Source organism: Streptomyces sp. NBC_00234 (assembly GCF_036195325.1).
Classification (GTDB): domain Bacteria; phylum Actinomycetota; class Actinomycetes; order Streptomycetales; family Streptomycetaceae; genus Streptomyces.
In genome coordinates this window covers 593,293-619,430 of sequence record NZ_CP108101.1, presented here as the reverse complement: position 1 = coordinate 619,430, position 26,138 = coordinate 593,293, and the positions used below count along the sequence as shown (strand labels likewise).

Genomic DNA, 26,138 nt, shown 5'->3' with positions numbered 1-26,138 from the left:
ATGTTCGACTATGTGCAGTGCCCCGCAGGTCCGGGGCACCCGGCTTCTCAGACGAGGACGACGTCTTGATGCGAGAACTACCACGCCCACGAGCCTTGTTCAGAGCCCTGGCGTGCACAGCAGCGCTGCTGCTGCCCGTCGGGGCCACCCTGGTCCCCGCCGCCGTTGCCGCGCCGGTCTCCGCAGCCGCCGCGGCAACTGCCGCCACGTTCGCCGCCGATGACCCGTCGACCGAGGTGCACGGCCTCAAGGGCGAGTACTTCAGCATGTCGGCGCCGGGCGCCCGCGACTTCGCCGAGCTCGGCGGAGTCGCGCTCGACCCGGAGATCAACTTCCCCGGCCTCACGGGGGCGTTCGAGTCCGCCACCGGCAGGACCGAGCACACGACGGCCCGCTGGACCGGACAGATCGAAGCTCCGGAAACCGGGGAGTACACGTTCGCCGCCATCGGCGACAACGGCTTCAGACTTTTCGTCGATGGCAACGTTGTCATCGACCATTGGCAGCCCGATTGGGACGTCGAGCAGACCAGCCGGCCCGTCGCGCTGGCCGCGGGCGAGCCGCACGAGTTCCGGCTGGAGATGTTCCAGGACACCGGTGGCGCCAACATGTTCCTGCGCTGGTCGAGCGCGAAGCTCGCCAAGCAGATCGTGCCCGAGTCCGCGTTCACCCCGCCGTCCGACTTCGAGGTCTACCCGGTGGGGCTCGACGTCGCCGAGGACGGCCTGAAGCTCCAGGCGACCTTCGAGGGCGAGGTCGGCGCCGTGGACGGCGTGAAGGACCACCTCAAGATCGAGGCGGACACCTCGCCGATGCCGGTGAAGGAGGTGGTCAAGGTGTCCGACAACCCCAGGGCCCTGATCGTCACCCTGGCCGCACCCGTCCAGAAGGGGCAGCAGGTCCGTTTCGCGTACGACGGTGAGGGCGGCCTTCGGGTGGGCGGCGAAACCGTACCGGAGATCAGCCGCACGGCCAGGAACGCTTCCACCCACCGGCTGACCACCCGCTGGGGCGACACGATCGACCGTGCCCACCCGCTGCCCGAGTACCCCCGGCCGCAGCAGGTGCGTGACCGGTGGAAGAACCTCAACGGGCCCTGGGAGTTCGCCGGGGCGAAGGAGGGCGAGCAGCCCGTCTTCGGCAAGACCCTCGGTGAGCGCATCACGGTGCCGTTCCCCGTGGAGTCCCAGCTCTCGGGCCTGGAGCGGCACGAGGACCACATGTTCTACCGCAAGCTCGTCACCGTTCCGGAGAACTGGTCCGTCGGCACCGGCAGCACGTCCAAGCGGCTGAAGCTCAACTTCGACGCCGTCGACTACAAGGCGGCGGTCTGGGTCAACGGCACCAAGGTCGCCGAACACACCGGCGGATACACGGGATTCAGCGCCGACATCACGGACGCGGTCAAGCGGGGCGGTCCTCAGGAGATCATCGTCGCCGTCACCGACGTCACCGGTCCGAACCAGCCCAAGGGCAAGCAGTCCACGCGCCCCGGCGGCATCGTGTACACCCCGTCCTCCGGTATCTGGCAGACCGTCTGGATGGAGCCGGTCGCTCCGGCGGCGGTGGACTCGCTGACGACGACCCCCGACATCGACACGGGCCGTCTCGCCCTGACGGTGAACTCCGAGGACGCCTCGGCCGGAGCCAGGATCAAGGCCGTCGCACGTGACGCCAAGGGCAAGGTCGTCGGTACGGTCACCGGACCGGCCAACCGCGAACTCAGCCTGCCCGTGGCCGGCAAGCACCTGTGGACCCCGGATGACCCGTACCTCTACGACCTCGACGTGACCCTGACCGACGGCCGGTCGACGGACACCGTCGACAGCTACTTCGGTATGCGCTCGCTGAAGGTCGCCAAGGTCGGCGGCTACCAGAAGCTTGTGCTCAACGGGAAGCCGTTCTTCTCCCTCGCCATGCTGGACCAGGGCTTCTGGCCGGACGGTCTCCACACCCAGCCCAGCGACGCGGCGCTCACCTTCGACCTGAAGGCGCAGAAGGACCTCGGATTCAACGCCGTGCGCAAGCACATCAAGGTGGAGTCGCCCCGCTGGTACTACCACGCCGACCGCCTCGGCCTGCTCGTGTGGCAGGACTTCGTCTCCAGCGACATCAGCAACGACCAGGGCAAGGACGCCTTCCTCTCCCAGGGCGAGGAGATGATGAAGCAGCTGCACAACCACCCCTCGATCGGCGGCTGGATCGTCTTCAACGAGGGCTGGGGCGAGTGGGACCGCACCGAGACCGGAAAGATCGCCGAGGCGGTCAAGGCCGATGACCCGTCCCGCGTCGTCAACGCGCACAGCGGCGTCAACTGCTGCTCGTCCAAGGGTGACTCGGGCAAGGGCGAGATCATCGACCACCACGACTACCTCAACCGTGAGGCGCCGTTCCCCGACCACCGGGCCGCCATGGACGGCGAGCACGGCGGCTTCACGCTCCGTACCCCCGGGCACATGTGGCCGGGCGCTCCCGCGGCCATCTACAGCGGGGTCGCGGACAAGGACGCCCTGACGGCCAAGTACGTCGACAACACCCGTACGTACTACTTGGCGGCGGCCAACGCCGAACTGTCGGGCTCGGTCTACACCCAGGTCAGCGACCTGGAGAACGAGCTCAACGGGATGTGGACCTACGACCGCCGTGAGATCAAGGTCGACGCCGCCAAGGTGCGCCGGATCAACCAGGAGGTCATCGCCGCCGGTGCGGCGGCCGGTGACCGCGATGCCCTGAAGGGCGGAGCGAGCTGGTCGCTGGACGAGAACGGGGGCACCACCGCGGCCGACAGCGGTCCGAACCGTGTCCCGCTCGCCCTCACGCCGGGCACGTCGTGGACCCAGGGCGTGAAGGGTTCCGGGCTGAGGTTCGACGGCCAGGGACAGTACGCCGAGACCGCGGGCCCGGTCGTCGACACCACCGGCTCCTACTCCGTGTCCGCCTGGGCGTCGGCCGACACGCTCCCCGGCAACTACGCGACCGTCGTCAGCCAGGACGGCCGGCGCACGGAGAATCCCTTCTATCTCCAGTACGGGCAGGGCGCGTTCGCGTTCAGCACGCCGGGCGGCCACCGGGCCCGGGTGGAGATGCAGCCCGACACGGGGAGGTGGTACCACCTCGTGGGCGTGCGCGACGGCGACGAGATCAAGCTGTACGTCGACGGTGAGCTCGCGGCCACCGCCGCCGCCGGGCCTGCCGACGTCAGCACCGGCCCGCTCTCCGTGGGCCGTGCCAAGTACGCCGGTCAGAACGGTGACTTCTGGAACGGCTCCGTCGACCAGGTCCGGGTGTACGACAAGGCGCTCACCGCGCAGGAGGTGAGCGCGCTCCACGACGGCGAGAAGCCGTAGGGCTCCGGGCCCGGACACGAGGAGAGGCCCGGCGGCGGTCAAGCCCCGCCGCCGGGCCGTCGTGCCGCGGACGGGCCGTACGCCGGCGTGCCGCAACGCCCCTCGGCTGCCCGGAAGTTGGGGTCGAGCCGCCCGTCCCACGACGGCCCGACACATTTTGGAAACGCGCGGCCACGCTCTTGCCGCCTGTGCCACACCGCATATATAACGTTGTAAACCGAGTCGCCGACAGGCTACGCAGGCCCCCGTGGCCGCAGTTGTCGCAGCTCGGAGCGGGTTCCTGAGAATTTCACCGGCACCGGCCGCCGAGCGGCCGATGCATCGTCCGGCCCCACCCCGACCCCACGCCGAACGGCGTGCCGTCATCCCGCCAAGGAGCGTTCCGCGCATGATCATCAAGCGCCGATCCCGTACCCTCGCCGTGGCCTGCCTGCTCGCCGCCACCGCCACGCTGGCCGCCTCCGGCTGCTCCAAGTCGGAGACCTCCGACAACGCGGGCGGTGACAGCAGCCAGGGCGCCCAGGCGGCCAAGACCCCCGAAGGCACCTCCGGAGCCGGCTGCTCGCTCCAGTCCTACGGCGGGCCGAAGCTGGACCTGAAGAACGCCGTGGTCGGCTTCTCCCAGTCGGAGAAGGAGGCCAACCCCTTCCGTATCGCCGAGACGCAGTCCATCAAGGACGAGGCCAAGAAGATCGGCGTCAAGAAGCTGCTCACCACCAACGCGCAGTCGCAGCTCTCCAAGCAGATCAGCGACATCCAGGACATGCTGTCGCAGGGTGCCCAGTTCCTCATCGTGGCGCCGCTCAACTCCGACGGGCTGGAGCCCGCGCTCAAGGCCGCGGCGGCCAAGAAGGTGCCCGTCCTCACCATCGACCGCAAGGTCAACTCCACCGCCTGCAAGGACTATGTCGCGTTCCTCGGCTCCGACTTCGTCGAGCAGGGCAAGCGCGCCGCCGACGCGATGATCGAGGCGACCGGCGGCAAGGCCAAGGTCGCCATCCTCCTCGGCGCCTCCGGCAACAACGTCACCACCGACCGCACCAAGGGCTTCGTCGACCAGATCGCGGCGAAGGCACCGGGCATCGAGATCGTGGCCCAGCAGACCGGCGAGTTCGCCCGCGACAAGGGCCAGCAGGTCATGGAGCAGCTCATCCAGTCCAAGCCCGACATCACCGCCGTCTACGCGGAGAACGACGAGATGGGCCTGGGCGCCGTCACCGCGCTCAAGGCCGCGGGCAAGAAGCCCGGCAACGACGTCAAGATCGTCTCCGTCGACGGCACCCGCAACGCCGTACAGGCCCTCGTCAACGGCGAGTACAACGCCGTCATCGAGTCGAACCCGCGGTTCGGCCCGCTCGCCTTCGCCACCGCCCAGAAGTTCTACGCGGGCGAGGAGATCCCCGAGAACGTCATCATCTCCGACCGGGCGTACGACGCGACGAACGCCGAGGCATCGCTCGGCGGAGCGTACTGACCCGCACCGCATCCCCGGCCCACCGCCGCCGTGACCCCTCACCGGTCACGGCGGCCGTGGGCCCGCGTCCACCCTCGGAACGGAACAGCGGAAGGCCAGGACCCATGGCACCACCCGAAGCAGAATCGCGGATACCGGAGGCACCCGATCCGCCCGCGGCCCCCGCCGTGCTCGAAGCGCGCTCGGTGAGCAAGCGTTTCCCAGGCGTCGTCGCCCTCGACCAGGTCTCCTTCTCGCTGCGGGCAGGGGAGACCCACGCGCTGGTGGGTGAGAACGGCGCCGGCAAGTCCACCCTCATCAAGGTACTGACCGGGGTGTACCGGCCCGACGAGGGCGAACTGCGGCTGGCGGGCGACCCGGTACGGTTCGCCCGGCCCTTCGAGGCCCAGCACGCGGGCATCTCGACGATCTACCAGGAGGTGAACCTCGTCCCGCTGATGAGCGTGGCGCGCAACATCTTCCTCGGCCGCGAGCCCAAGAACCGCCTGGGACTCATCGACTTCGGCCGGATGCACCGCGAGGCCGCCGAACTGCTCGACGGCTTCGGCGTCCGAGCCGACCCGCGAAAGCCCCTGCACACCCTGGGAGTCGGCACCCAGCAGATGGTGGCCCTGGCCCGCGCCGTCTCCGTCAACGCCCAGGTCGTCATCATGGACGAGCCCACCTCCTCGCTCGAACCGCGCGAGGTCGAGACCCTCTTCCGGGTCATCGGGAACCTGCGCGACCAGGGCATCGCCGTCCTCTACGTCAGCCACCGCATGGACGAGCTCTACCGGATCTGCGACCGCGTCACCGTCCTGCGCGACGGCCGCCACATCCACACCGGTGACCTGGCGGAACTCGACCGCATGCGGCTCGTCTCGATGATGCTCGGCCGCGACCTGGCCGAGGTGCGCCGCTCCGGCCTCACCAGCTTCGCGGCGGGCGGACACGACGCCGCCCGTACGCCCGTGCTCACCGCGACCGGCCTCTCCAGTCGGCACCGACTCGACGACGTGTCGGTGTCGTTGTACGCGGGCGAGGTGCTCGGCCTCGGCGGACTCCTCGGCTCCGGCCGCAGCGAGACGGCCAAGGCGCTGTCCGGCGCCCTGCATCTGGACGCGGGAGAAGTGAGTGTCGACGGCCGCGTCCTGCGCCGTCCGACCCCGGCCGCGGCCATTCGCGCCGGCATCAGCCTGCTGCCCGAGGACCGCAAGGCCGAGGGAATCGTCCCCGGCCTCTCCGTGCGCGAGAACATCGTGCTGGCCGCCATGCCCAGGCTCTCCCGCGCCGGGGTCGTCTCCCGCGCCAAGCAGGACCGCATCGTCGACCTCTTCATGAAGCGCCTGCGGATCAAGGCGTCGAGCCCCGAGCAGAAGGTCGGCGAACTCTCCGGCGGCAACCAGCAGAAGGTGCTCCTCGCCCGCTGGCTGTGCCTGGAACCCAAGGTCCTGCTCCTCGACGAACCCACCCGCGGCATCGACGTCGGCGCCAAGGCCGAAGTGCAGAGCCTCATCGACGAACTCGCCCGCGAGGGACTGGCCGTCCTGCTCATCTCCTCCGACATCGAGGAGCTCATCGAGGGCGCCGACCGCATCGTCGTCCTGCGCGGCGGAACCGTCGCGGGCGAACTGGCGGGCGACGAGGTGGCCGAGAGCCGGCTGCTCGAAGTCCTCGCCGACCACACACCGGCGCCCGAGGAGAAGGCCCCGGCCGCTCAGGAGGACCCCCGATGACCCAGGCCACACTGACCCCGCCCGCCCGCGCCCTGGCGCGGCTGCGCGATCCCGCCTGGTACCAGGAGTACGGGGTGTACGCCGCCGTCGCGGTCGTGCTCGTCTTCAACGCGCTGTTCACCGAGCACTTCATGACCGCCGACAACCTGCGCACCCAGCTCGTCCAGGTCGCCCCCATCGTCATCGTCGCCCTGGGCATGGCCCTCGTCATCGGTACCGAGGGCGTCGACCTGTCCGTCGGCTCCACCATGGCGCTGGCCGCCGCCCTGCTGCCGCTCTACCTCGGATACGGGCTCGTGCCCGCCCTCCTCGTCGCGCTGCTCGCGGGAGCGGTCGTCGGCGCCGTCAACGGCACCCTCGTCTCCCTCATCGGGCTCCAGCCCATCGTCGCCACCCTCGCCCTGTTCGTCGGCGGACGGGGCCTGGCCCTGGTCATGGCCGACGGACAGCTCAAGCAGATCGTCAACCCCGACCTGCTCTCGCTCGGGACCGGTTCGTTCCTCGGGATCCCGCTGGTCGTGCTCATCGCCGGCGTGCTGGCCGTCGCGGTGGCCTTCCTCGTGCAGCGCACCACCTTCGGGCGCCAGATCGTCGCCGTGGGAGGCAACAGGTCCGCCGCCGCACTCGCCGGACTGCCCGTCAGACGCGTTCTGATCGGCGTGTACGTGCTCTGCGGCGTGCTCGCAGCGCTCGCCGGCATCCTCGCCACCGCCAGGCTCACCGCCAGCGACCCCTCCTCGCTCGGCACCCTCATGGAACTCTCCGCCATCACCGCGGTCGTGGTGGGCGGCACACCGCTCAACGGCGGTTCCATCCGGGTGCTCGGCACCGTCGCGGGAGCCCTGCTGATGCAGCTCCTTCGGGCCACCCTCGTCAAGCACGACCTGCCCGACTCCACCGCACAGATCGCCCAGGCGGCCATCATCATCGCCGCCGTCTACGTCGCCCGGGAGCGTCGGTCCCGATGAACGAAACCACACCCGCCCCCGTGGCCGGAATCCCCGCCCCGAGGAAGACCCCGGCAACCGGGGACGGCAAGCCCCGCCCCGTCCGGAGTTCCGGAGACGGACCCGCGCAGCGCCTCGCCGGAATCCTCCAGCGCCAGGGCGTGCTGGCGGTCCTGCTGACCGTCGTGCTCGTCGCCTCGTTCGTCTACCCGACGTTCGCCACCCTCGACAACGCCCGGGGCGTGACCGTACAGGCGTCCTTCCTCGCCGTGGTCGCGCTCGGCATGACCCTGGTCATCATCACGGGCGGCATCGACCTCTCGGTGGGCTCCGTCTTCGCCCTCGGCGGAGTCCTCGCCGCCTGGGCCTCGCAGTGGGGCCTCCTGCCCGCGCTGCTGGTGCCGCTGGTGGTCTGCGGTGCGATCGGGCTGCTCAACGGCTTCCTGATCGCCCGCGCCGGGATGGCACCCTTCATCGTCACGCTCGCCACCCTGCTCGCGGCCCGCGGCATGCTCCTCGCCCTCACCGACGAGGGCGCCACCACCTACCTCGTGCCCAAGGAGTCCGCGTTCGCCGAACTCGGCCAGGGCAGCGTCTGGGGCTTCGGGTATCCGATCCTCGTCGCCCTGGTGCTGTTCGGGGCCGGCGGGCTCCTCCTGCAGCGCACCTCGTTCGGACAGACCCTGTTCGCCGTCGGCGGCAGCAGCGACGCGGCCACCCTCATGGGCCTCCCCGTCGCCCGGACCAAGATCCTCGTGTACACGCTCAGCGGACTGCTCGCCGGACTCGCCGGGGCGCTGAACGCGGCCAGGCTGTCCTCCGGCGTCACCATCGTCGGCGTGGGCATGGAGCTCGACGCGATCTCCGCCGTCGTCATCGGCGGGACCCTGCTCATCGGCGGGGCCGGATCGATCAGCGGCACCCTCTGGGGCGTCCTGCTGCTCGCCGTCATCCAGAACCTGATCAACCAGATCGGCTCGCTCAACTCCTCGTACCAATCGGTGGTCAGCGGCGGCTTCCTTATCGTTGTCGTGGTGGCCCAGCGCTATCTGGCGCGCGGTCGCAGAACCACCTGAGCCGGTCGGGCCGAACAGAACCAATCCAAGCCAAGGAGTGCCGTGGGCGTCAGCCTCAAGGACGTTGCACAACGGGCGGGCGTGTCCATCAAGACCGTGTCGAACGTGGTGAACAACTATCAGCACGTCACACCCAAGATGCGGGCCAAGGTGCAGCAGGCGATCGACGAGCTCGGCTACCGGCCGAACCTCACCGCGCGCCATCTGCGCAAGGGCCGTACCGGCATCATCGCCCTCGCCGTGCCCGAGTTCGGCAACCCGTACTTCGCGGAGCTGGCCGGAGCCGTCGTCGACGCGGCGGCCCGGCACGACTACACGGTCCTGGTCGACCACACCGCCGGCCTCAGGGAGAAGGAGCTGCTGGTCAGCCAGGGCTTCCGGTCCCATGTGATCGACGGTCTGATCCTCAGCCCCATCCATCTGGAGACCGAGGACCTCATGGCGCGCACCGAGACGGCGCCGCTGGTCCTGCTGGGCGAGCGCGAGTACGAGGCGCCGTACGACCACATCGCCATCGACAACGTGGCCGCGTCCCGCGAAGCCGTACGGCACCTCCTCGACAGCGGTCGCCGGCGCATCGCCTTCCTGGGCTCGCGCACCGGCCGCGAACGCCAGCCCGCCCATCTGCGGCTGCACGGCTGGCGCGAGGAGCTGGCCGCCGCCGGCATCGAACCGGACGAGTCCCTGGTCGTGGTCACCGACGGCTACGGCCGCGAGGACGGAGCCGCGGCCATGGCCTCCCTCCTGGACCGGGGGGAGCGGCCCGACGCCGTATTCGCCTACAACGACCTCATCGCCATCGGAGCGATGCGGACCCTCACCGAGCGGGGGCTGGGCATTCCGGACGACATCGCGGTCGTCGGCTTCGACGACATCGAGGAGAGCCGGTACGGAGCCACGACACTCACCACCATCGCCCCGGACAAGGAAGCCATCGCCCGGCTGGCCGTCGACAGCCTCGTCGAACGGCTCTCGGGCAAACCGGTCGCCGAACCCCGGCGGCCCCGCCCCGGATACCGGCTCGTGGTCCGCGAGTCGACCGCACCCGGCCGCACCGCCGAGGAGCGCTGATGCCCCGCCCCAGCGCGCACCGAACACCGTTCGGCTCCGCCCACGGCCGTACGGACGTCGACCTCTGGACCCTGGATTCCGGAACGGGGGTCCGGGCCGACATCCTCACGTACGGCGGAGTCCTCCACCGCCTCACGGTGCCCGGCACCACGGGGGCCGGAGCCTCGGTCGTCCGGTCCCTGGCCACGCTCGACGACTACACCGCGGCCAATCCCTACTTCGGTGCGGTCGTGGGCCGTTACGCCAATCGCATCGCGCACGGCAGGTTCACCCTGGACGGTGCCACCCACCACATCCCCGCCAACGACCGGGGTCACGCCCTGCACGGCGGCCCCGAGGGCTTCCACACGAAGGTGTGGGAGGCCACCGCGGACGCCACCGACGAGGCCGTCGCGCTCAGGCTCACCCTCCACAGCCCGGACGGCGACATGGGATTCCCGGGAGCGCTGGACGTCGGCGTGACGTACAGCCTCGACCGTGCGGGGACCCTCGCCGCCGACTACACGGCGACGACCGACCGGCCGACGGTCGTCAACCTCACCAACCACGCCTACTTCGACCTGGGCGGGGAGGGCGACATCCCCGGGCACACCCTCGCCGTCGACGCCGACAGCTACCTCCCGGTCGACGCGGAGGGCATCCCCGAGGGCCCCGCGGCCGAGGTCCGGGGCACCCCGTTCGACCTGACGGAACCACAGGCCCTCGGTGATCTGCTGGGGCTCGGGGACGACCAACTCCGGCTGGCGGGCGGCTTCGACCACTGCTGGATCCTCCGCTACCCCGGCCCCGGGCGGACCGGGGGCCTGCGCAGGGCCGCACGCCTCACCGCACCCGGTGCGGTCCGGGCCATGGAGGTGTGGACGACCGAGCCGGGCATCCAGGTCTACACCGGCAACCAGCTGGACGGAGCGTTCACCGACGGAGCGGGCCGTCGGCACGAGCGGCACGGATCGGTCTGCCTGGAGACCCAGCACCTGCCGGACTCGCCGAACCGGCCGGACCACCCCAGCACCGTGCTGCGGCCCGGAGAAACGATGCGCAGCCGCACCGAATGGCGTTTCCCGCATCTGCGCGGCGCGCACCCGTAAATCCGGTTGCCCGCCGCGGCGGGCACCTGCTGTAATCCCGGCATCGTTCGTACCGACCCCACGGAGATTTTGATGCGCCGAGCTTCTGTGTCCACCCAGACAGGAATTGACCCCTCTCTCAAGGACCTGAAGCTCCGTGCACACGTTGAACCTGGGAATTCTGGCGCATGTCGACGCCGGTAAGACGAGCCTGACCGAGCGGCTGCTGCACGCCGCCGGAGTCATCGACGAAATCGGCAGCGTCGACGACGGGAACACACAGACCGATTCGCTGGCGCTGGAACGACAGCGCGGCATCACGATCAAGTCCGCGGTCGTCTCCTTCGTCGTCGACGACGTCGCGGTCAACCTGATCGACACACCGGGCCACCCGGACTTCATCGCCGAAGTGGAACGGGTCCTCGGCGTGCTCGACGGGGCCGTCCTCGTCATCTCCGCCGTGGAAGGTGTCCAGGCGCAGACCCGCGTCCTCATGCGGACACTGCGGCGGCTGCGCATCCCGACCCTGGTCTTCGTCAACAAGACCGACCGCACGGGAGCCCGGTACCAAGCCGTGCTGGACAGCATCGCCGAGCGGCTGTCCCCGGACGTCGTCGCCATGACCGGTGCCGAGGGGCTGGGCACCCGGGACGCCCGCAGCCCGTCCTTCACGGAGGCGGACCCCGCGTTCACCGCCGCACTGGCCGATCTGCTGACCCGGCGCGACGACGAACTGCTCGGTGCGTACGTGGACGCCCCGGCGACCGTCACGTACCGCAGGCTCCGCGACGCACTGGCGGTACAGACCGGGCAGGCGCTCGCGCACCCGGTGTTCTTCGGCTCCGCGACCACCGGTGCCGGCGTTCCCGAACTGATCGCCGGCATCACCGAGCTGCTGCCCACGGCACACGGGGACCCGCGGGGCCCCGCGTCCGGCACCGTGTTCAAGATCGACCGGGGTCCGGCGGGCGAGAAGGCGGCGTACGTCCGGATGGTCTCGGGCACGGTGCGCACCCGTGACGTGCTCCGGTTCCGCGGAGGCGACGGCCGCGAGGGCGAGGGCAAGGTCTCCGCGATCAACGTCTTCGACGACGGTGCCGAGGTCCGCAGCGCGTCCGTCGGCGCCGGCCGGATCGGCACGATCCACGGACTCGGCGACATCCGGATCGGCGACACGATCGGCGAGGCGGCGGCGGAGCCGGTGCGGCACCACTTCGCCCCGCCGACCCTGGAGACCGTCGTGGTCCCCGGCCGCGGGGCCGACCGTGGAGCGCTGCACCTCGCGCTGACCAGGCTCGCCGAACAGGACCCGCTGATCGATCTGCGCCAGGACGACCTCAGGCAGGAGGTGTCCGTATCGCTCTACGGCGAGGTCCAGAAGGAGGTCATCCAGGCCACGCTCGCGGACGACTTCGGTGTCGACGTCACCTTCCGCGAAACCACGACCATCTGTCTGGAACGGCCCGTCGGTTCCGGTGCGGCATTCGAGATCATCGACAAGGATCCCAATCCCTTCCTCGCCACCGTCGGCCTCCGGGTGGACCCGGCGCCGATCGGCGCAGGCGTGGAATTCCGGCGCGAGGTGGAGCTCGGCTCCATGCCGTACTCCTTCATGAGGGCGGTGGAGGAAACCGTCATGGCCACGCTGCATCAGGGAATTCACGGCTGGCAGGTCACCGACTGCGTCGTCACCATGACACATTCCGGTTACTGGCCCAGGCAGAGCCATTCCCATGCGGTGTTCGACAAGTCGATGTCGAGCACCGCCGGGGATTTCCGCAATCTGACTCCGCTGGTGCTGATGAGTGCACTGCGGCGGGCGGGCACCACGGTGTACGAGCCGATGCACCACTTCCGCATCGAGCTTCCCGCCGACACCTTCGGTCCGCTGGTGCCGGTGCTCGCCCGGCTGCGCGCCGTCCCGGGCACACCGGACATGAGCGGTGCGGTCTGCGTGCTGGAAGGGGAGATCCCGGCCGCGCAGGTGCACGGGCTCCAGCAGCTGCTGCCCGAACTGACCCGCGGCGAGGGCGTGCTGGAGTCCGCGTTCGCGCAGTACCGTCCGGTCGTCGGCCCGGCGCCGGAACGGCCGCGCACGGACCACGATCCGCTGCACCGCAAGGAGTACCTGCTGCGCACCCTGCGGCGGGTGGCAGCCGGGGCCTGAAACGTCGGTGCGTGCCCGCGGGGGCACGCACCGACGCCCCTGGTCCGTGGGCTACTTCAGATACGCGCCCGCGGTCCCGATCTTCCCCGGGGCGGCGTTCCTGCCGCCGAGGTCGAGGACGTACACCCGCAGGTTCCCCTTGCCGGGCGCGGGCACCGCGAGCGTCCCGCCCGTCACGACCTGCGTGTCCCCGGTGACGGCGTCCTTGTAGGTGCCGTTCGGAATACCCGCGTACGTGGCAGCCCCGCTGACCGTCACCAGAGCGAAGCTGTCGGTGCCGCTCGCCGCGTCGGTGTAACGGCGCTTGTACGCCATCGAGCCGGTGATGCCCTCCGTGGAGTACTGGCCCATCTGGAGCGCGGGTATCGCGCGCCGGATCTCGTTGAGCCGCCGTACGTGCTTGGCCAGCGGCTTGTCCAGTGTGGTGGCGACGGCTCCGGTGGCCGAGGCGACCTTGCTGAAGTCCGACGCCTCCACGCTGCCCGCGAGATGGTCCCCGAAGTAGGCGCGGCCGGTGGTCGCCAGCGGACAGGTCGGGCCGCAGTCGATCTTCTTTCCGGCCTGGAACTCGATCTCCGAGCCGTAGTACAGCGTGGGGATGCCGCGGAACGTCCACATCAGGGACATGTTCTCCGCCCAGGCGTCGGTGCCGCCCGCGTAGCGCTCGCTGCTCTTGTTGGGGCCGTAGTCGTGACTGTCGACGTAGACGACGTTGTACGTGGCGTCGTTGTAACTGTCGTCGGAGTCCTTGCCGTTGTTGTACGCGTTGTTGGCGTCGCCGAAGTTCATGTGCATCCGCATGTCGATCACGTTCATCCCGGAGAACCTGCTGTGGTCCGGGACGTGATAGGCGTTGCCGTTCAGGAACGCGTTGTCGGAGACCGGCTGCGCTCCCGTGCCCTGCTGCTGCTCGTAGTCGTACATCTCCAGAGCGGCCTTCTCGTCGTCCGCGCTGTACTCCTTGCGCTCCTTCCACGTGTAGAACTGCGCGGAGTGATTGACCGAGCCGCGGTTCCACTTGTCGTTGACGAACGCCGCCACCTCACCGAAAACGAAGAAGTTCTTCGCGGCCTCGGCGCCGAACCGCGAGGTGACGCGCTCCTGGATCGCGGGCAGGAACCGCCGGTTCCAGGTGGTGCGCGGGATATGGACGGCCGTGTCGACGCGGAAGCCGTCGACCCCCATGTCGATGTACTTGTTGTAGGCGCCGATCAGATAGTTCTGGACGGGCGCGCTCTCGGTGTTGAAGTCGGCGAGATCGTCGTGGAGCCAGCAGCTGCGCGAGTCCTCGCCCTCCCAGTTCCCAATCCAGCAGTTGTGGTAGTACGCCTTCGGGAACATGCCCGAGGTCGGGTTGGGCCACTGGCAGTTGTAGATGCGGTAGCCCTCGGGCGAGGTGTACTGGGTGGGCTTGCCCCAATTGACGCAGGTGTTGCCCGACGGCTCGGCCGTGGACCACAGGTCGCCGTTGTAGTAGGACTTCCCGGACTTGGTCTCGACGGTGAGACCGTCGTACTCGAAGCCCTCGTTCTTCTCGTCGTAGTACCAGCTCCACTGGGTGTCCCGCACGCCGTAGACCGCCGGCGTGAACAGGCCCTTGGCGCCCCAGCGCGAGGAGTGGTTGTAGACGACGTCCTGGTAGATCTTCATGCCCTTGGCGTGGGCCGCGTTGATGAGGTCCTGGTACGAGGCTCCGGCCGACTCCAGCCGGGAGTCGACCTCGTAGAAGTCGTACCCGTGGTAGCCGTGGTAGTCGTAGTCGGACCGGTTGAGCACCACCGGGGTGATCCAGACGGCCGACATGCCGAGGCCCTTGATGTAGTCGAGCTTCTCGACGAGGCCCTTGAAGTCACCGCGGAACATCGGGTCGTTGTTGGCCGCGTTGCCCGACTTGGTGTGCTGGCTTCCGCCCCGGTTGTTGGCGCTGTCCCCGTCGTTGAAGCGCGCGGTGAGCACGAAGTAGATCGGGTCCTTGCGGGGGTCGGTCCCCAGCGGGGTGCCGGAAGCGGGCGCCGTGGGCTTCTCGCCCGTGGTGGCGGTCGCCGGGGCGGAGGCGGCCGAGACGTTGCCCGCCGCGTCGACGGCCCTGACGGTGTAGGTGTAGGCCGTCCGCTCCTCCAGGCCGGTGTCCGAGTGGACGGTGGAGCCGATGTCGGTGACCACGGTTCCCCTGGTGCCGCCGGTCCGCGTCACCTGGTACTTCGTCACCCCGCGGTCGTCGGTGGACGGGTCCCACGACAGCACGACGGACACCCCGTCGGCGTCGGCCGTCACCTTCGACGGGGCGGTCGGGGCCTCGGTGTCCGGCACCTCGGCGGCGCACGGGTCCTTCGCGCCGGCCGTGACCAGCCGGTCCTTCACCGTGGTGAGGCCGGAGGGGATCGTGTAGTTGCCGCCGTTGTTGTTGTCCCACACGCCGTTGCCGTTGTTGAAGGCGGCCTGCATCCCGGTGGCCGGACCGAGGTCCACCGAGCGCTTGACCCAGCCGGTACAGGCGGGCTCCATGCCCACGCCGGGGACGGTGGTCCAGGCGCCGCCGGTGGGCTGGTAGTGCAGATTGGTGGTGGTCCAGCCGACCGTGGCCGTCGAGTAGTAGACGGAGGCCGTGTTCCCCGTACCGGGGGTGGGATCCGGGTCGGGGTCCGTGCCCGCGCACGGGTCGCTGTGGGCGATCACCCCGTCCTTCACCGTGATGTTCCCGGTGCCCAGCGCGTAGTTGGCGCCGTTGTTGTTGTCCCAGACCCCGGACCCGTTGGTGAAGGTCGCGGCCAGGCCCGCCGCGCTGCCGAGCGGGACGGTCTGCTTCACCCAGTCCGTGCATGCGGCCTCCATCCGTACACCGGGCACGGTGGTCCAGGACCCGCCGTCCGGTGCGTAATGGAGGTTGTACGCCGTCCAGTTCCTGGTCTTCGTGTAGTAGAAGACGGTCGCCGTGGACTCCGCGGAGGCGACGGGCACGGCGGAGTCGGGGCCCGTCCGCGGCAGCGCGGTGAGGAGCCCCAGCAGCGTGGCGGCTGCCGCGGCTGCTGCGAGGGGGCGTCTCAGCAGCCGGTGAGGGGTGCGTTTCATGATGTCTCCAGGGGAGTGCCGCGGGCGGGTGGACCGCGGCTGCCGACAGCGCTGCTGCTCCGTGAGCAGCAGCGGGTGTCCCGCCGGAGAACCCTGACGCGCCTCGGGGTTCGGGCGAGCAATGCGTCCCGACAGCAAGCGCTGTCAGAATGTTGCTGCAATCTTTTGCGATCAGGAAGTTACCCGTGCATGACAGCTTCGTAAAGAGTTCTGACGCCGTGACGGCGGCGAGCTGGGTGACCCGTCCAGGAATGACGGAATGGCCATCCGCGTTCCCGTGTTCATGACCTTTTTTGTTGACGTGACAGTGCGTGGCTACGAACTCGACACCCAGGGACACCTGAACCAGGCCGTCTATCTCCAGTACGCCGAACATGCCCGGTGGGAGCTGCTGCGGGAGGCCGGCGTGCCGCAGGAGAAGCTGTTGGCCACCGGGGTGGGCCCGGTGGCCTTGGAAGTGACGGTGAAGTACGCCAGCGAGCTGCGCGGTGGGGACAAGGTCCGGGTGACCTGCGCGTTCGTCTACGGGTCCGGCAAGACCTTCCGGATCGCGCAGCAGATCATCAAGGAGGACGGCACCGTCGCCGCCGAGATCACGGGGGTGGGCGGCATGCTCGACCTCACCGCCCGGAGGCTGATCGCGGACCCCGGGGGCCACCTCGCCTCGCTGGCCGACAACCCGGAGCTGCTCGGCGCCTGAGGCCGGGCGCGGCGGCGCGCGGGCCCGTTCAGCGAATCGGTTCGCCCGCCGCCAGACGCTCCGTCATCCGCTGGAGCCTGGCGGCCCTGACGGCTGGTGTCCGCGCCGTCACGAGGCGCAGGATCACGAGGTAGCGGTCCGACTTTCCGAGCTGCTCGAAGCGGCGGGCCGCCGTCGCGTCGCCCGCCAGCGCGGCTTCGAGATCGGCGGGCACGGTCGCCTCGCTCTGCGAGGGGTACGCCGCGGCCCACCGCCCGTCCGCCCGGGCCGCCCGCACCTCGGCGAGGCCCGGCTCCCGCATCCGCCCAGCCGCTGTCAGGGCCTCGACCTTGCGGACGTTGACCAGGGACCACAGGCTCCTGGGCCGGCGGGGCGTGATCTTCTGGAGGTAGTACGTCTCGTCGCAGGACTTGCGCTGTCCGTCGATCCAGCCGTAGCAGATCGCGGCGTCGATGACCTCGGACGGACCGACCGATACGATGCCCGACGCCTTCTTGGCGATCCTGATCCACAGCGCCGACCGCGTTCCGTGGTGCGCGTCGAGCCAGGACTCCAGCTCGGCGGCCCGTTCGAAGAACCGCGTCTCGGGGGCCGCCGACTCCGTTGCGTCCGTGTGCACGTGCCGCCTCCTGGGGGACCGAGGTGTCGCCGTCACAGGACACGCTAGGCGCCCATCAGGACAGTTGCTGTCCTGATGGGCGCCCTTCGCCCGCGTGTCAGGCGGCGAACCGCTGCGTACCCGACCCGGCGGTGTAGACGGCGCAGCCGTCCTCCCTCCGCAGCAACCGCGCGGAACCGTGGACGACCTCCGCGCCTCCGGAGTCCGGCACCCACACCTCGGCCGTGGTGTTGGCGGGCAGGGACAGGCTGAGCCGGAAGCCGTCGGCCCCCGTCCTCCAGTGGGTGACGACCGGTCCGTACTGCGAGTCGTACCGGCCCTGCGCCTCGGTGACCCCGCCGCCCGGACGCGGCCGGACGATTACCTTCCGGAACCCGGGGCCGCCGGGGGCGATGCCCGCGATGTTCGCGTACATCCACTCACCCACCGAGCCGTACGCGTAGTGGTTGAAGGAGTTCATCCCGGCGTCCTGGAAGCTGCCGTCCGGCCGGATGGAGTCCCAGCGCTCCCACATCGTGGTGGCACCCCGGTCGATCTGGTAGCCCCAGCTCGGGAACGTCCGCTGGAGCAGCAGCCGGTACGCGACGTCCGTGTGGCCGGTCTCGGTCAGGACGGGCAGCAGCCGGGGCGTACCGAGGAAGCCGGTCGTCAGATGCCAGTCCTTCGCCTCGATGAGGGCGACGAGACGGCTCGCCGCCGGCCCCCGCTCGTTCCCGGCCAGCAGGTTCATGGACAGGGCCAGCACGTACGCCGTCTGGGTGTCTCCCTTCACCCGCCCGTCGGCGGAGACGTACGCCGAGCGGAACGCCTCGCGCACCTGGCCGAACAGGGTCCGGTACGGTGCCGGGTCCTTGCCCAGCGCCTCCGCCGTCCTGGCGACGAGATCGGCGCTGTGGGCGAAGTAGGCCGTTCCGATGACGTCCTTGGGGGTCTCGTCCTCGATGTTGAGCCAGTCGCCGTACCCCTCGGCGGGGCGCAGCAGCCCGCTGCTGTGCGCCCTGAGGTAGTCCAGCCACTTCAGCATCGAGGCCCAGGACTGCTCCAGCACCCTGACGTCGCCGTACGCCTGGTACAGCGCCCACGGCACGGTGACACCGGCGTCGCCCCAGCCCGCCACGCCCTTGCCGACCGGGCCGATGTAGGGCGCCACGTCCGTGAAGGCCCCGTCCTCGGCCTGTCCGTCGCGCAGATCCCAGAGCCACTTGGTGAGGAAGCGCGCCGACTCCATCGTGTACGCGGCGGTGGGAGCGAAGACGTTGATGTCACCGGTCCAGCCGAGCCGTTCGTCCCGTGCGGGGGTGTCCGTGGGGATCGAGAGGAAGTTCCCCCGCTGCCCCCAGGTGATGTTCCTGTGCAGCTGGTTGAGCAGGGGAACGTCGGTCGCGAAGTCCATGGTGAACGGCGCGGAGGTGTGGATGACGCGTCCCACGACCGCGTCGAGCGGCGGCCTGCCGGGCCAGCCCGTCACCTCGACGTAGCGGAAGCCGTGGAAGGTGAAGCGCGGCTCGTAGGTCTCGGGGCCGCCTCCCTTGAGGGTGTACGTGTCCGTGGCGCGGGCGGTGCGCAGATTGGTGGTGTAGAGCGTCCCGTCCGGGTTGAGGACCTCCGCGTGCCGCAGCCGTACGGCCGTTCCGGCCGGGCCGGAGACCGAGAGCCGGACCGTGCCCACCATGTTCTGTCCGAGGTCGAAGACGAAGACGCCGGGCTCTGGTTCGGTCACCTCGCGGGCGGTCAGTTCCCGCGCGACGCGTGAGGGGCCGTCCACGCCCGCGACGAGCGGGACGGACACGTCCTCGACCGTGTCGGCCGCCGTCCACCCCGACGCGTCGAAGCCGGGGCGCGTCCACCCCTCGGTCTCCAGCCGGGCGTCGTACTCCTCGCCCGACATCAGATCGGCGGCCGTCACCGGTCCGGTCGCCGTACGCCAGTCGGCACCCGAGACCACGCGCTCCGTCGAGCCGTCGGTGTAGGTGACCTCCAACTGGGCCAGCAGGGCGGGCTGTTCTCCGTACTGGTGCGGTCCGAACCACCCGATGTTCCCGGCGTACCAGCCCGTCGCGAGCGTCGCTCCCAGCGCGTTGGCGCCCGTGGTGGAGAGCAGGCCGGTCACGTCGTACGTCTGGTACTGGACACGCTTGTCGTAGTCGGTCCAGCCCGGTGCGAGCCGGTCCTCGCCGACCCTCCTGCCGTTGAGGAACACCTCGTACAGGCCGAGCGCGGTCGCGTACAGCCGGGCCCGCGCGACCTCCTTGCGGCCCAGCCGGAATTCCTGGCGCAGCTGGACGGCGGGGGAATGCGTCACCTGGACCCTGCCCCAGGGGCCGGAGCCCCACGGTGCGAGGACCTTGGCGGCAGGCCACGCGGCGTCGTCGAAGCCGGGGGACCGCCACTGCGCGTCCGGTTCCCGGTCGGCCGCCTTCCAGTCGGCGCCGGTGGCGACGGTCCGCACGCCGTCGGCGGTGGTCAGTTCCAGCACACCGAGCAGTCCGGCCGGTCCCGTCGTGGCGTTGGTCGCGGACACGGCGATCACATGGGCGCCGGGGCCGAGTTCGGCGGTGACATCGCTCAGGACGGGGCGGCGCCAGTTGTCCTCCGCGCTGTCGGGCTCGGTGCGGGCCACCTCGCGGCCGTCCACCCAGAGCGTGAAGCCGTCGTCCGCCGTCATGACGAGCCGGGCGCGCGTGACGCCCGACGGAACATCCACCCGGCCGCGGAACCAACGCGTGGCAGCCGGTGCGCTGGTGGCCGGATCTCCCTCGGGGAACCAGATCCAGGAGGCGCCGTCCAGCGCCGGGGTGCCGATGAGCGCGGCCGGCCCGCCGATCCACCGCGCGGACCAGTCCGAGGCGTCCAGCAGCCCGGTCTCCCACCAGGACGGCTCACTCCACTCGGAGCCCCTGCCCTCGTCGTCCCAGACGCGGACCGACCAGTAGTAGCGCGTACGGGACGTGAGCGCGGGACCCGCGTAGGGCACCAGGACCGACTGGTCCGACGCGATCTTCCCGCTGTCCCAGACGTCGGGGGAGGTGAGGCGCTGGACACTGCGGGCCACCCGTAACCGGTACGCGCTCTGCAGCCGGCCGGGGCGGTCCGACGCCAGTGGCCAACTGAACCTGGGATGCGGGGTGTCGAGGCCCAGTGGGTGGCGTACGTACTCCACGCTCGGCTCGGTGACCCGCACCGCTTCCGCGCCGGCTGTTCCCCGTTCGGAAGCGCGGGCTCCGGGAACGGACGAGGCGGCCAGTGCGGTTCCGAGGGCGGTGCTTGCGGTGGTGCTGAGCAGTCGTCTTCTGCTGATCACAGCGCGGCTCCGATGTGCGACTCGACGATGAATCGATTCACGCGGTGAAGCTAGAGTTGCGGATGGGGTGTGTCAAGAGAATGAGGCGAAACTGAAGGGCGGGGTTGAAACCTTTCATGGGGGTGTTATGCGCTGAGCAGCCCCGAGGCGAACCAGTCCTCGCGGTCCCTGATCCCGGGCAGGGTGAAGAAGTACCCGCCGCCCGTGGTGGTGGTGAAGTCCGCGAACCGCTCCCCCTCCAGGCGCTTCTGCACCGCCGCGAACTGCCGGACGATGTCCTGTTGGTAGCAGCAGAAGAGCAGGCCCAGATCGAGCGTGCCGTCCGGCGCGAGACCCCGGTCGACGTTGTAACTGCGGCGCAGGATCTGTGAGTCGGCGGTCTCCGGCGTACGCGGGTTCGCCAGCCGGATGTGGGAGTCGAGCGGAATCCGCAGGCCGTCCGGGTCCGCCTCGTAGGCGGGCAGGTCCGATTCCTTCCGGCCGGTCAGGGGGGCGCCGGTGGCCTTGTTGCGGCCGAGGATCCTCTCCTGCTCCCGCGTGGGCACCTTGTCCCAGGCCTCCGCGTGCAGCCGGATGGTCCGGAGTACCTGGAAGCAGCCGTTCCGGGTCCAGGCCGGGCCGCCCGCCGACGCGCCGAGCCACAGGAGCCGGTCCGCGGCGCGCGACGAGCGGAGGTCGGGGTGGGCGATCCCGTCCTTGAAGCCGATGAACGTACGGGGGGCGCCCGCGGGCCGGGGAGGATTGAGGAAGCCGTCGACCCGCCACCGGGTGCGCAGCATCCCGTGCGTCTCGCGCGCCAGGTCCCGGATCACGTGCAGGACCGCGTCGGGATGCTGCGCGCAGATCTGCACGGACAGGTCGCCGTGGCAGGACGCCTCGTCGAGCCGGTCGTCCCGGAACGCGGGCATCGGGTCCAGGCCCGCCGGCTTCCTCGATGCCAGCCCGAAGCGTTCGTCGAACAGCGAGGCCCCCACGCCGACGGTGATGGTGAGGCGGTCCTGCGGGCCCTTGACGGCGGCCACGGCCGGGTCGGCCGGAGTGAGGCCGGCGGTGAGGGCCCTGGCCCGCCGGGTCAGCTTCTGGAGGAGGGTGGCCAGATCCTTCCGGCTCTCGCAGCGCACGTCATAGGCGACGAACGCGGCGAACGGCTGCTGCGGAGTGAGGATGCCCGCCTGGTGCCGACCGTGGAACGGGATGCGGCCCGCGGCGGCGGCGCCACCCCTCTCCGGTGAACCGTCCGCAGGGGTCGTTCCGGCCCTCTCCGGCGGGCCGACGGCATCCGTGGCGCCGGCGGCGAGGGCGGCGGCGCGCGGGGGCGACGCCGTGAGGCCGGCCAGGCCGGCGGCTCCCACGATGAAGGTCCGGCGCCCCCGCCGGAGAGGGGGCCGTTGGGTTCCTCGGTCGTCGATGTCAGCCATGAGCGCGCCTCGTCCGGGTCTGGTGGCCTGGTGCTTTGTTCCTGGTGCTGTACCCGGTAAGGGGGTCGAGGAGCAGAAGTTCATCCGTGTGTGTAGGGGCCGCTCGGCCCATCGGCCCCGCTGTTCCTCATGATCACCCTCTGATCGGCTGATTACTGAGTGTGAGTGACATGTTTCTCTGCGTGACCGGGGACACACGGGAGGTCCGCTCCCGGCCCCGGAGCGGGCATCCCTGAATTCCCTGACCGGTCCTTGGGAGAACCTCGGTGGAGAACACGGAAACTGTGCGCAGCTGCCCCTTCGACTACGCGCAACAGCTCGACTTCGACCCTCAACTCAGGGAATTGCTCACCGAAGAGCCCGTGGCCCGTATCCGTATGCCGTACGGAGAGGGCGAGGCATGGCTCGTCACCCGTTACGAGGACGTCCGCACCGTCACCACCGACCGGCGCTTCAGCCGCAGCGCCGTACTCGGCAGGGACTTCCCGCGGATGACCCCGGAACCCATCGTGCAGGCCGAGTCCATCAACCTGATGGACCCACCGGCCAGCAGCCGGCTGCGCAGCCTGGTGGCGAAGAGCTTCACCCCGCGCCGGGTGGACCACATGCGCGCCCGGACCCAGGGCATCGTCGACCAGCTCCTGGACGAGATGGAGAAGGACGGCAACCCGTCCGACTTCGTGGCACGCGTCTCCGCGCCGCTTCCGCTGATCACCATCTGCGAAGCACTCGACATCCCCGAGGCGGACCGCCCCTGGCTGCGCGCCCATGCGCTGACCATGATGAACATGGGCGCGGCGGGCCGTGAGAACGCGGTCCGCGCCAAGGCCGAACTGCGGTCCTACTTCACCGAACTGACGGCGGAGCGGCGCCGCTCGCCCGGCGAGGACCTGATCAGCACGCTCGCCACGGCCCGGGACGGCGAGGAACTCCTCGACGACCAGGAGCTGGCCGTCATGGCCATGGTGCTGCTCATCACCGGCCAGGACACCACGACGTACCAGCTCGGCAACATCGCCTACACGCTGCTCACCCGGCCGGCGCTCCTGGAGTCGCTGAGGGCCGCGCCGGACCGGCTGCCCCGCACGATCGAGGAACTGCTGCGGTACATCCCCTTCCGCAAGGGCGTCGGCATCCCGCGCATCGCCCTGGAGGACGTCGAGCTCAGCGGCGTCCCGATCCGGGCCGGCGACGTCGTCCACGTCTCCTACCTCACCGCCAACCGGGACGGCCTCAAGTTCGAACGTCCGGACGAGCTGGACCCGGACAGGCCGTCCATCCCCCACATGACCTTCGGCTGGGGCGCGCACCACTGTCTGGGTGCGCCGCTGGCCACGATGGAACTGGAGGTGGCTTTCACATCGCTGCTCGCACGCTTCCCGGCCCTGCGCCTCGACGTTCCGCCGGAGGAAATCCGCTGGAACACCACGTCCATCTGGCGTTACCCCCTCGCACTGCCCGTCACCTGGTGACGAGAGCCTCCGCATCCGAGAACGAGGAGAATCCATGGCGACCCTGTGCCGACCGGCCATCGCTGTGCCCGAGAACGTCATCACGATGCAGCAGACCCTGGACCTGGCCCGGGAGACCCACGCCGACCACCCGCAGCGCGAGCTGGTGCTGAGGCTCATCCAGAACACCGGTGTGCAGACCCGGCACATCGTCCAGCCGATCGAGGAGACACTGCGCCACCCCGGCTTCGAGGTGCGCAACAGGCTGTACGAGGCCGAGGCCAAGACCCGGGTACCGGAGGTCGTACGGCAGGCCCTCGCGTACGCCGAAGTGGAACCGGCCGAGATCGACATGATCGTCTATGTGTCCTGCACAGGCTTCATGATGCCCTCGCTCACCGCCTGGCTGATCAACACGATGGGCTTCCGCGCCGAGACGCGACAGCTCCCGATCGCCCAGCTCGGGTGCGCGGCCGGAGGGGCGGCGATCAACCGGGCCCATGACTTCTGCACGGCGTACCCGGACGCCAACGTCCTCATCGTGTCCTGCGAGTTCTGTTCCCTCTGTTACCAGCCGACCGACATCGGAGTCGGCTCACTGCTCTCCAACGGGCTCTTCGGCGACGCGATCTCCTCGGCCGTCGTGCGCGGTCAGGGCGGCACCGGGATGAGTCTGGAGCGCAACGGCTCCCATCTGGTGCCGGGCACGGAGGACTGGATCTCCTACGCGGTACGCGACACGGGATTCCACTTCCTGCTCGACAAGCGGGTGCCCGGCACCATGGAAATGCTCGCCCCGGTGCTGCAGGATCTGGTCGACAAGCACGGCTGGACCGTGCCTGCCATGGACTTCTTCATCGTGCACGCAGGCGGGCCGCGCATTCTCGACGATCTCTGCCACTACCTGGATCTCCCACCGGAGATGTTCCGCTACAGCCGGGCGACGCTCACGGAGCGGGGCAATATCGCCAGCTCCGTGGTCTTCGACGCGTTGGCCAGGCTGTTCGACGACGGCGGCGTGGCGGAGCTCGGTCAGGGGCTCATCGCGGGCTTCGGCCCAGGCATCACCGCCGAGACGGCACTGGGACGGTGGGTCGGGACCAGCCTGGCGGACGCGGCGGACGCCGACCTGGCGGACCTGTCACTGGCCGCCGGACTCTGACGCGACGCACGAGGCCGGGCCGCGCGGCAGAACACGCGGCCCGGCCTCGTGGCACAGTGGGAATATGGACGATCTGAACGCCCTCGCCGTCGAGCACCTGGCCACGGCCCGTACCTCCGCGCACGGCCGCAGCGCCCACCTCCTGCTGCACGAGGACACCCTGCGGCAGACGGTCATCGCCCTCACCGGCGGGTCGGCCCTCGACGAACACAACGCACCGCCCGCGGCGTCCCTCCAGGTGCTGCGCGGCGCGGTCCGCCTCACCGCCGCCTCCGGAGACGTGGAGCTCGCCGCCGGAGCGCTGCACCCGATCCCCCAGGAGCGGCACGGACTGCTCGCCCTGGAGGACGCCGTGGTGCTGCTCACCGCGGTGAACGACTGATCCCGCCCCCGCGGCGGTGCGGAGCCCCCTACCGGCCGAACGGGCCGGGGGAGGCGCGGTAGCGGGCGACCACGGGCAGCGTCTCGCGAAGCGCCCGCGCACTGTCGTTTGACGCGTCGCCCAGGGGCTGTCCGCGCCAGTTCCTGTCCGGGTTGGAGAACTGCCCGACCCCGGTGCAGTCACCGCACGAGGACCCGTACGCCATGATCGTGTAGTACTTGCGGTCCGGGGTGATCCAGCCCGTGTTGTACGGCCGGTCCTCGCTGACCTTCATCGCCCCCTCCGGATCGGTGGCCATCGTCGTCCGGTCGTGGGCGAGGCCCAGGTTGTGCCCGATCTCGTGACTGACCGAGTCCAGTGCGATTCCCTGGACGTCGGAGACCGAGTAGGCGAACTCGCTGGAGGACTCGCCGAGCGTGGCCGTGTAGTCCGCGATGCCCCCGCCCTTCTCCCGCCGGTTCACGATGACGGCGACCAGATCCGCCGCGTGCTGTTCGCGCATGCGGTGCGCCGGCCCGCCGAGCGTCGGATCGTCCTTGTCCTTCAGCCGTTGGTGTGCCGGGGCGAAGTCCTCCGAGCCGTCGTACCCCGTCGCCGTGTAGGCGTGCGTGATCCGGATCGAGCCGCAGACCCCGCTCTGCTTGAGCGAGCGGTTCATCCGGGCGGCGATCTGTTGTGCGGACGCGGACACGCGATGCTGTCCGCCGACGTGGGCGGCGGCCTTGGGTGTGTAGGCCACCAGCACGTCGACGACGGGGCAGCCCGCCCGGCCCGCGGCGGGCGCCGGGGCCGCGGACTTCCGGTCCGCCGGGGGACTGGAGGGGGATATGGCGCAGAGCGAGGCTCCGACGGTCGCGGTCAGCGCGATCCTCAGGGCGGTCGACGGCATGCGGGGGTCCCTTCTCGGCACGACGGGAGGGGTGGCATCGAAGCATGATGATCACGCCGGGTTGCTCATGTCTAACAGGTGGTGAGGGGGTGCGCCTGTGTGCGGGCGTGGAACGAGTGAAATTCACCCCGACCGGCGACCGGGCCGCGCGGCATGCGTCACCCTGGTCCGCCACCGCTCAACCGGTCGCATCCGTGCCCGAGTTGGGCCTCTAGCCGCTCGTGCGCGCGCGGGGTACGACAAAGGGCCCCGCGGCGTACCGGGCGGGGCTCAGAGGGTGTGA

Annotated in this window: 17 protein-coding genes; 12 read left to right on the top strand and 5 right to left on the bottom strand. The window is 70.0% G+C overall.

The window, feature by feature from the left end; genetic code table 11:
• Positions 1-68: 68 nt before the first annotated feature.
• The 8 genes from OG230_RS02720 to OG230_RS02685 all read left to right on the top strand — a co-directional run bounded on the left by OG230_RS02720 (position 69) and on the right by OG230_RS02685 (position 12,864).
• A complete protein-coding gene (locus tag OG230_RS02720) occupies positions 69-3,347 on the top strand; it encodes a LamG-like jellyroll fold domain-containing protein (RefSeq protein ID WP_328908505.1) in 3,279 nt (1,092 codons plus the stop codon).
• 388 nt (positions 3,348-3,735) lie between these two features.
• On the top strand, positions 3,736-4,821 hold the full coding sequence (locus OG230_RS02715; protein WP_328908504.1) for an ABC transporter substrate-binding protein: 1,086 nt from the start codon (positions 3,736-3,738) through the stop codon (positions 4,819-4,821).
• Positions 4,822-4,925: 104 nt separating this feature from the next.
• Complete coding sequence (locus OG230_RS02710; RefSeq protein WP_328908503.1) at positions 4,926-6,536, top strand: sugar ABC transporter ATP-binding protein; 1,611 nt, start codon at positions 4,926-4,928, stop codon at positions 6,534-6,536.
• The gene (locus OG230_RS02705; RefSeq protein WP_328908502.1) at positions 6,533-7,504 is read left to right on the top strand and encodes an ABC transporter permease; all 972 of its coding nucleotides are present in this window, start codon (positions 6,533-6,535) and stop codon (positions 7,502-7,504) included. The genes OG230_RS02710 and OG230_RS02705 overlap by 4 nt, the downstream gene beginning before the upstream one ends.
• Complete coding sequence (locus tag OG230_RS02700) at positions 7,501-8,559, top strand: ABC transporter permease (protein ID WP_328908501.1); 1,059 nt, start codon at positions 7,501-7,503, stop codon at positions 8,557-8,559. Before OG230_RS02705 ends, OG230_RS02700 begins: the two co-directional genes overlap by 4 nt.
• 42 nt (positions 8,560-8,601) lie before the next feature.
• Positions 8,602-9,630 (top strand): LacI family DNA-binding transcriptional regulator, encoded by a 1,029-nt coding sequence (locus tag OG230_RS02695; RefSeq protein WP_328908500.1) that lies wholly within the window; start codon positions 8,602-8,604, stop codon positions 9,628-9,630.
• Positions 9,630-10,718, top strand: a complete 1,089-nt coding sequence (locus OG230_RS02690) for an aldose epimerase family protein (protein ID WP_328908499.1) — start codon at positions 9,630-9,632, stop codon at positions 10,716-10,718. Before OG230_RS02695 ends, OG230_RS02690 begins: the two co-directional genes overlap by 1 nt.
• A gap of 136 nt (positions 10,719-10,854) precedes the next feature.
• Positions 10,855-12,864, top strand: coding sequence for a translation factor GTPase family protein (locus tag OG230_RS02685; protein ID WP_328908498.1), 2,010 nt, complete (start codon positions 10,855-10,857; stop codon positions 12,862-12,864).
• A gap of 51 nt (positions 12,865-12,915) precedes the next feature.
• Here OG230_RS02685 and OG230_RS02680 read toward each other — a convergent pair whose 3' ends face one another.
• Complete coding sequence (locus OG230_RS02680; RefSeq protein WP_328908497.1) at positions 12,916-15,933, bottom strand: carbohydrate binding domain-containing protein; 3,018 nt, start codon at positions 15,931-15,933, stop codon at positions 12,916-12,918.
• A gap of 283 nt (positions 15,934-16,216) precedes the next feature.
• On the opposite strand from OG230_RS02680, the gene OG230_RS02675 reads away from it, so the two are divergent.
• Positions 16,217-16,633 carry an acyl-CoA thioesterase gene (locus OG230_RS02675; RefSeq protein WP_328908496.1) on the top strand — a complete coding sequence of 139 codons (417 nt, stop codon included), beginning with the start codon at positions 16,217-16,219 and terminating at the stop codon, positions 16,631-16,633.
• A gap of 28 nt (positions 16,634-16,661) precedes the next feature.
• On the opposite strand, the gene OG230_RS02670 is transcribed toward OG230_RS02675, so the two are convergent.
• From OG230_RS02670 to OG230_RS02660, 3 genes are all read right to left on the bottom strand, one after another.
• A complete protein-coding gene (locus OG230_RS02670; RefSeq protein ID WP_328908495.1) occupies positions 16,662-17,252 on the bottom strand; it encodes a YdeI/OmpD-associated family protein in 591 nt (196 codons plus the stop codon).
• Positions 17,253-17,349: 97 nt separating this feature from the next.
• Positions 17,350-20,553: an alpha-L-rhamnosidase gene (locus tag OG230_RS02665; protein WP_328908494.1), complete on the bottom strand. Its 3,204-nt coding sequence runs from the start codon at positions 20,551-20,553 to the stop codon at positions 17,350-17,352.
• 125 nt (positions 20,554-20,678) lie between these two features.
• Complete coding sequence (locus OG230_RS02660) at positions 20,679-21,971, bottom strand: Dyp-type peroxidase (RefSeq protein WP_328908493.1); 1,293 nt, start codon at positions 21,969-21,971, stop codon at positions 20,679-20,681.
• Positions 21,972-22,237: 266 nt separating this feature from the next.
• On the opposite strand from OG230_RS02660, the gene OG230_RS02655 reads away from it, so the two are divergent.
• The 3 genes from OG230_RS02655 to OG230_RS02645 all read left to right on the top strand — a co-directional run bounded on the left by OG230_RS02655 (position 22,238) and on the right by OG230_RS02645 (position 24,966).
• The gene (locus OG230_RS02655) at positions 22,238-23,443 is read left to right on the top strand and encodes a cytochrome P450 (protein ID WP_328908492.1); all 1,206 of its coding nucleotides are present in this window, start codon (positions 22,238-22,240) and stop codon (positions 23,441-23,443) included.
• Positions 23,444-23,477: 34 nt separating this feature from the next.
• Positions 23,478-24,584 (top strand): type III polyketide synthase, encoded by a 1,107-nt coding sequence (locus OG230_RS02650; protein ID WP_443051478.1) that lies wholly within the window; start codon positions 23,478-23,480, stop codon positions 24,582-24,584.
• 64 nt (positions 24,585-24,648) lie between these two features.
• Positions 24,649-24,966 carry a cupin gene (locus tag OG230_RS02645; protein ID WP_328908491.1) on the top strand — a complete coding sequence of 106 codons (318 nt, stop codon included), beginning with the start codon at positions 24,649-24,651 and terminating at the stop codon, positions 24,964-24,966.
• A gap of 28 nt (positions 24,967-24,994) precedes the next feature.
• Here the strand turns inward: OG230_RS02645 and OG230_RS02640 are convergent, their stop codons facing one another.
• Positions 24,995-25,855 carry a M12 family metallo-peptidase gene (locus OG230_RS02640; RefSeq protein WP_328908490.1) on the bottom strand — a complete coding sequence of 287 codons (861 nt, stop codon included), beginning with the start codon at positions 25,853-25,855 and terminating at the stop codon, positions 24,995-24,997.
• Positions 25,856-26,138: the final 283 nt, after the last annotated feature.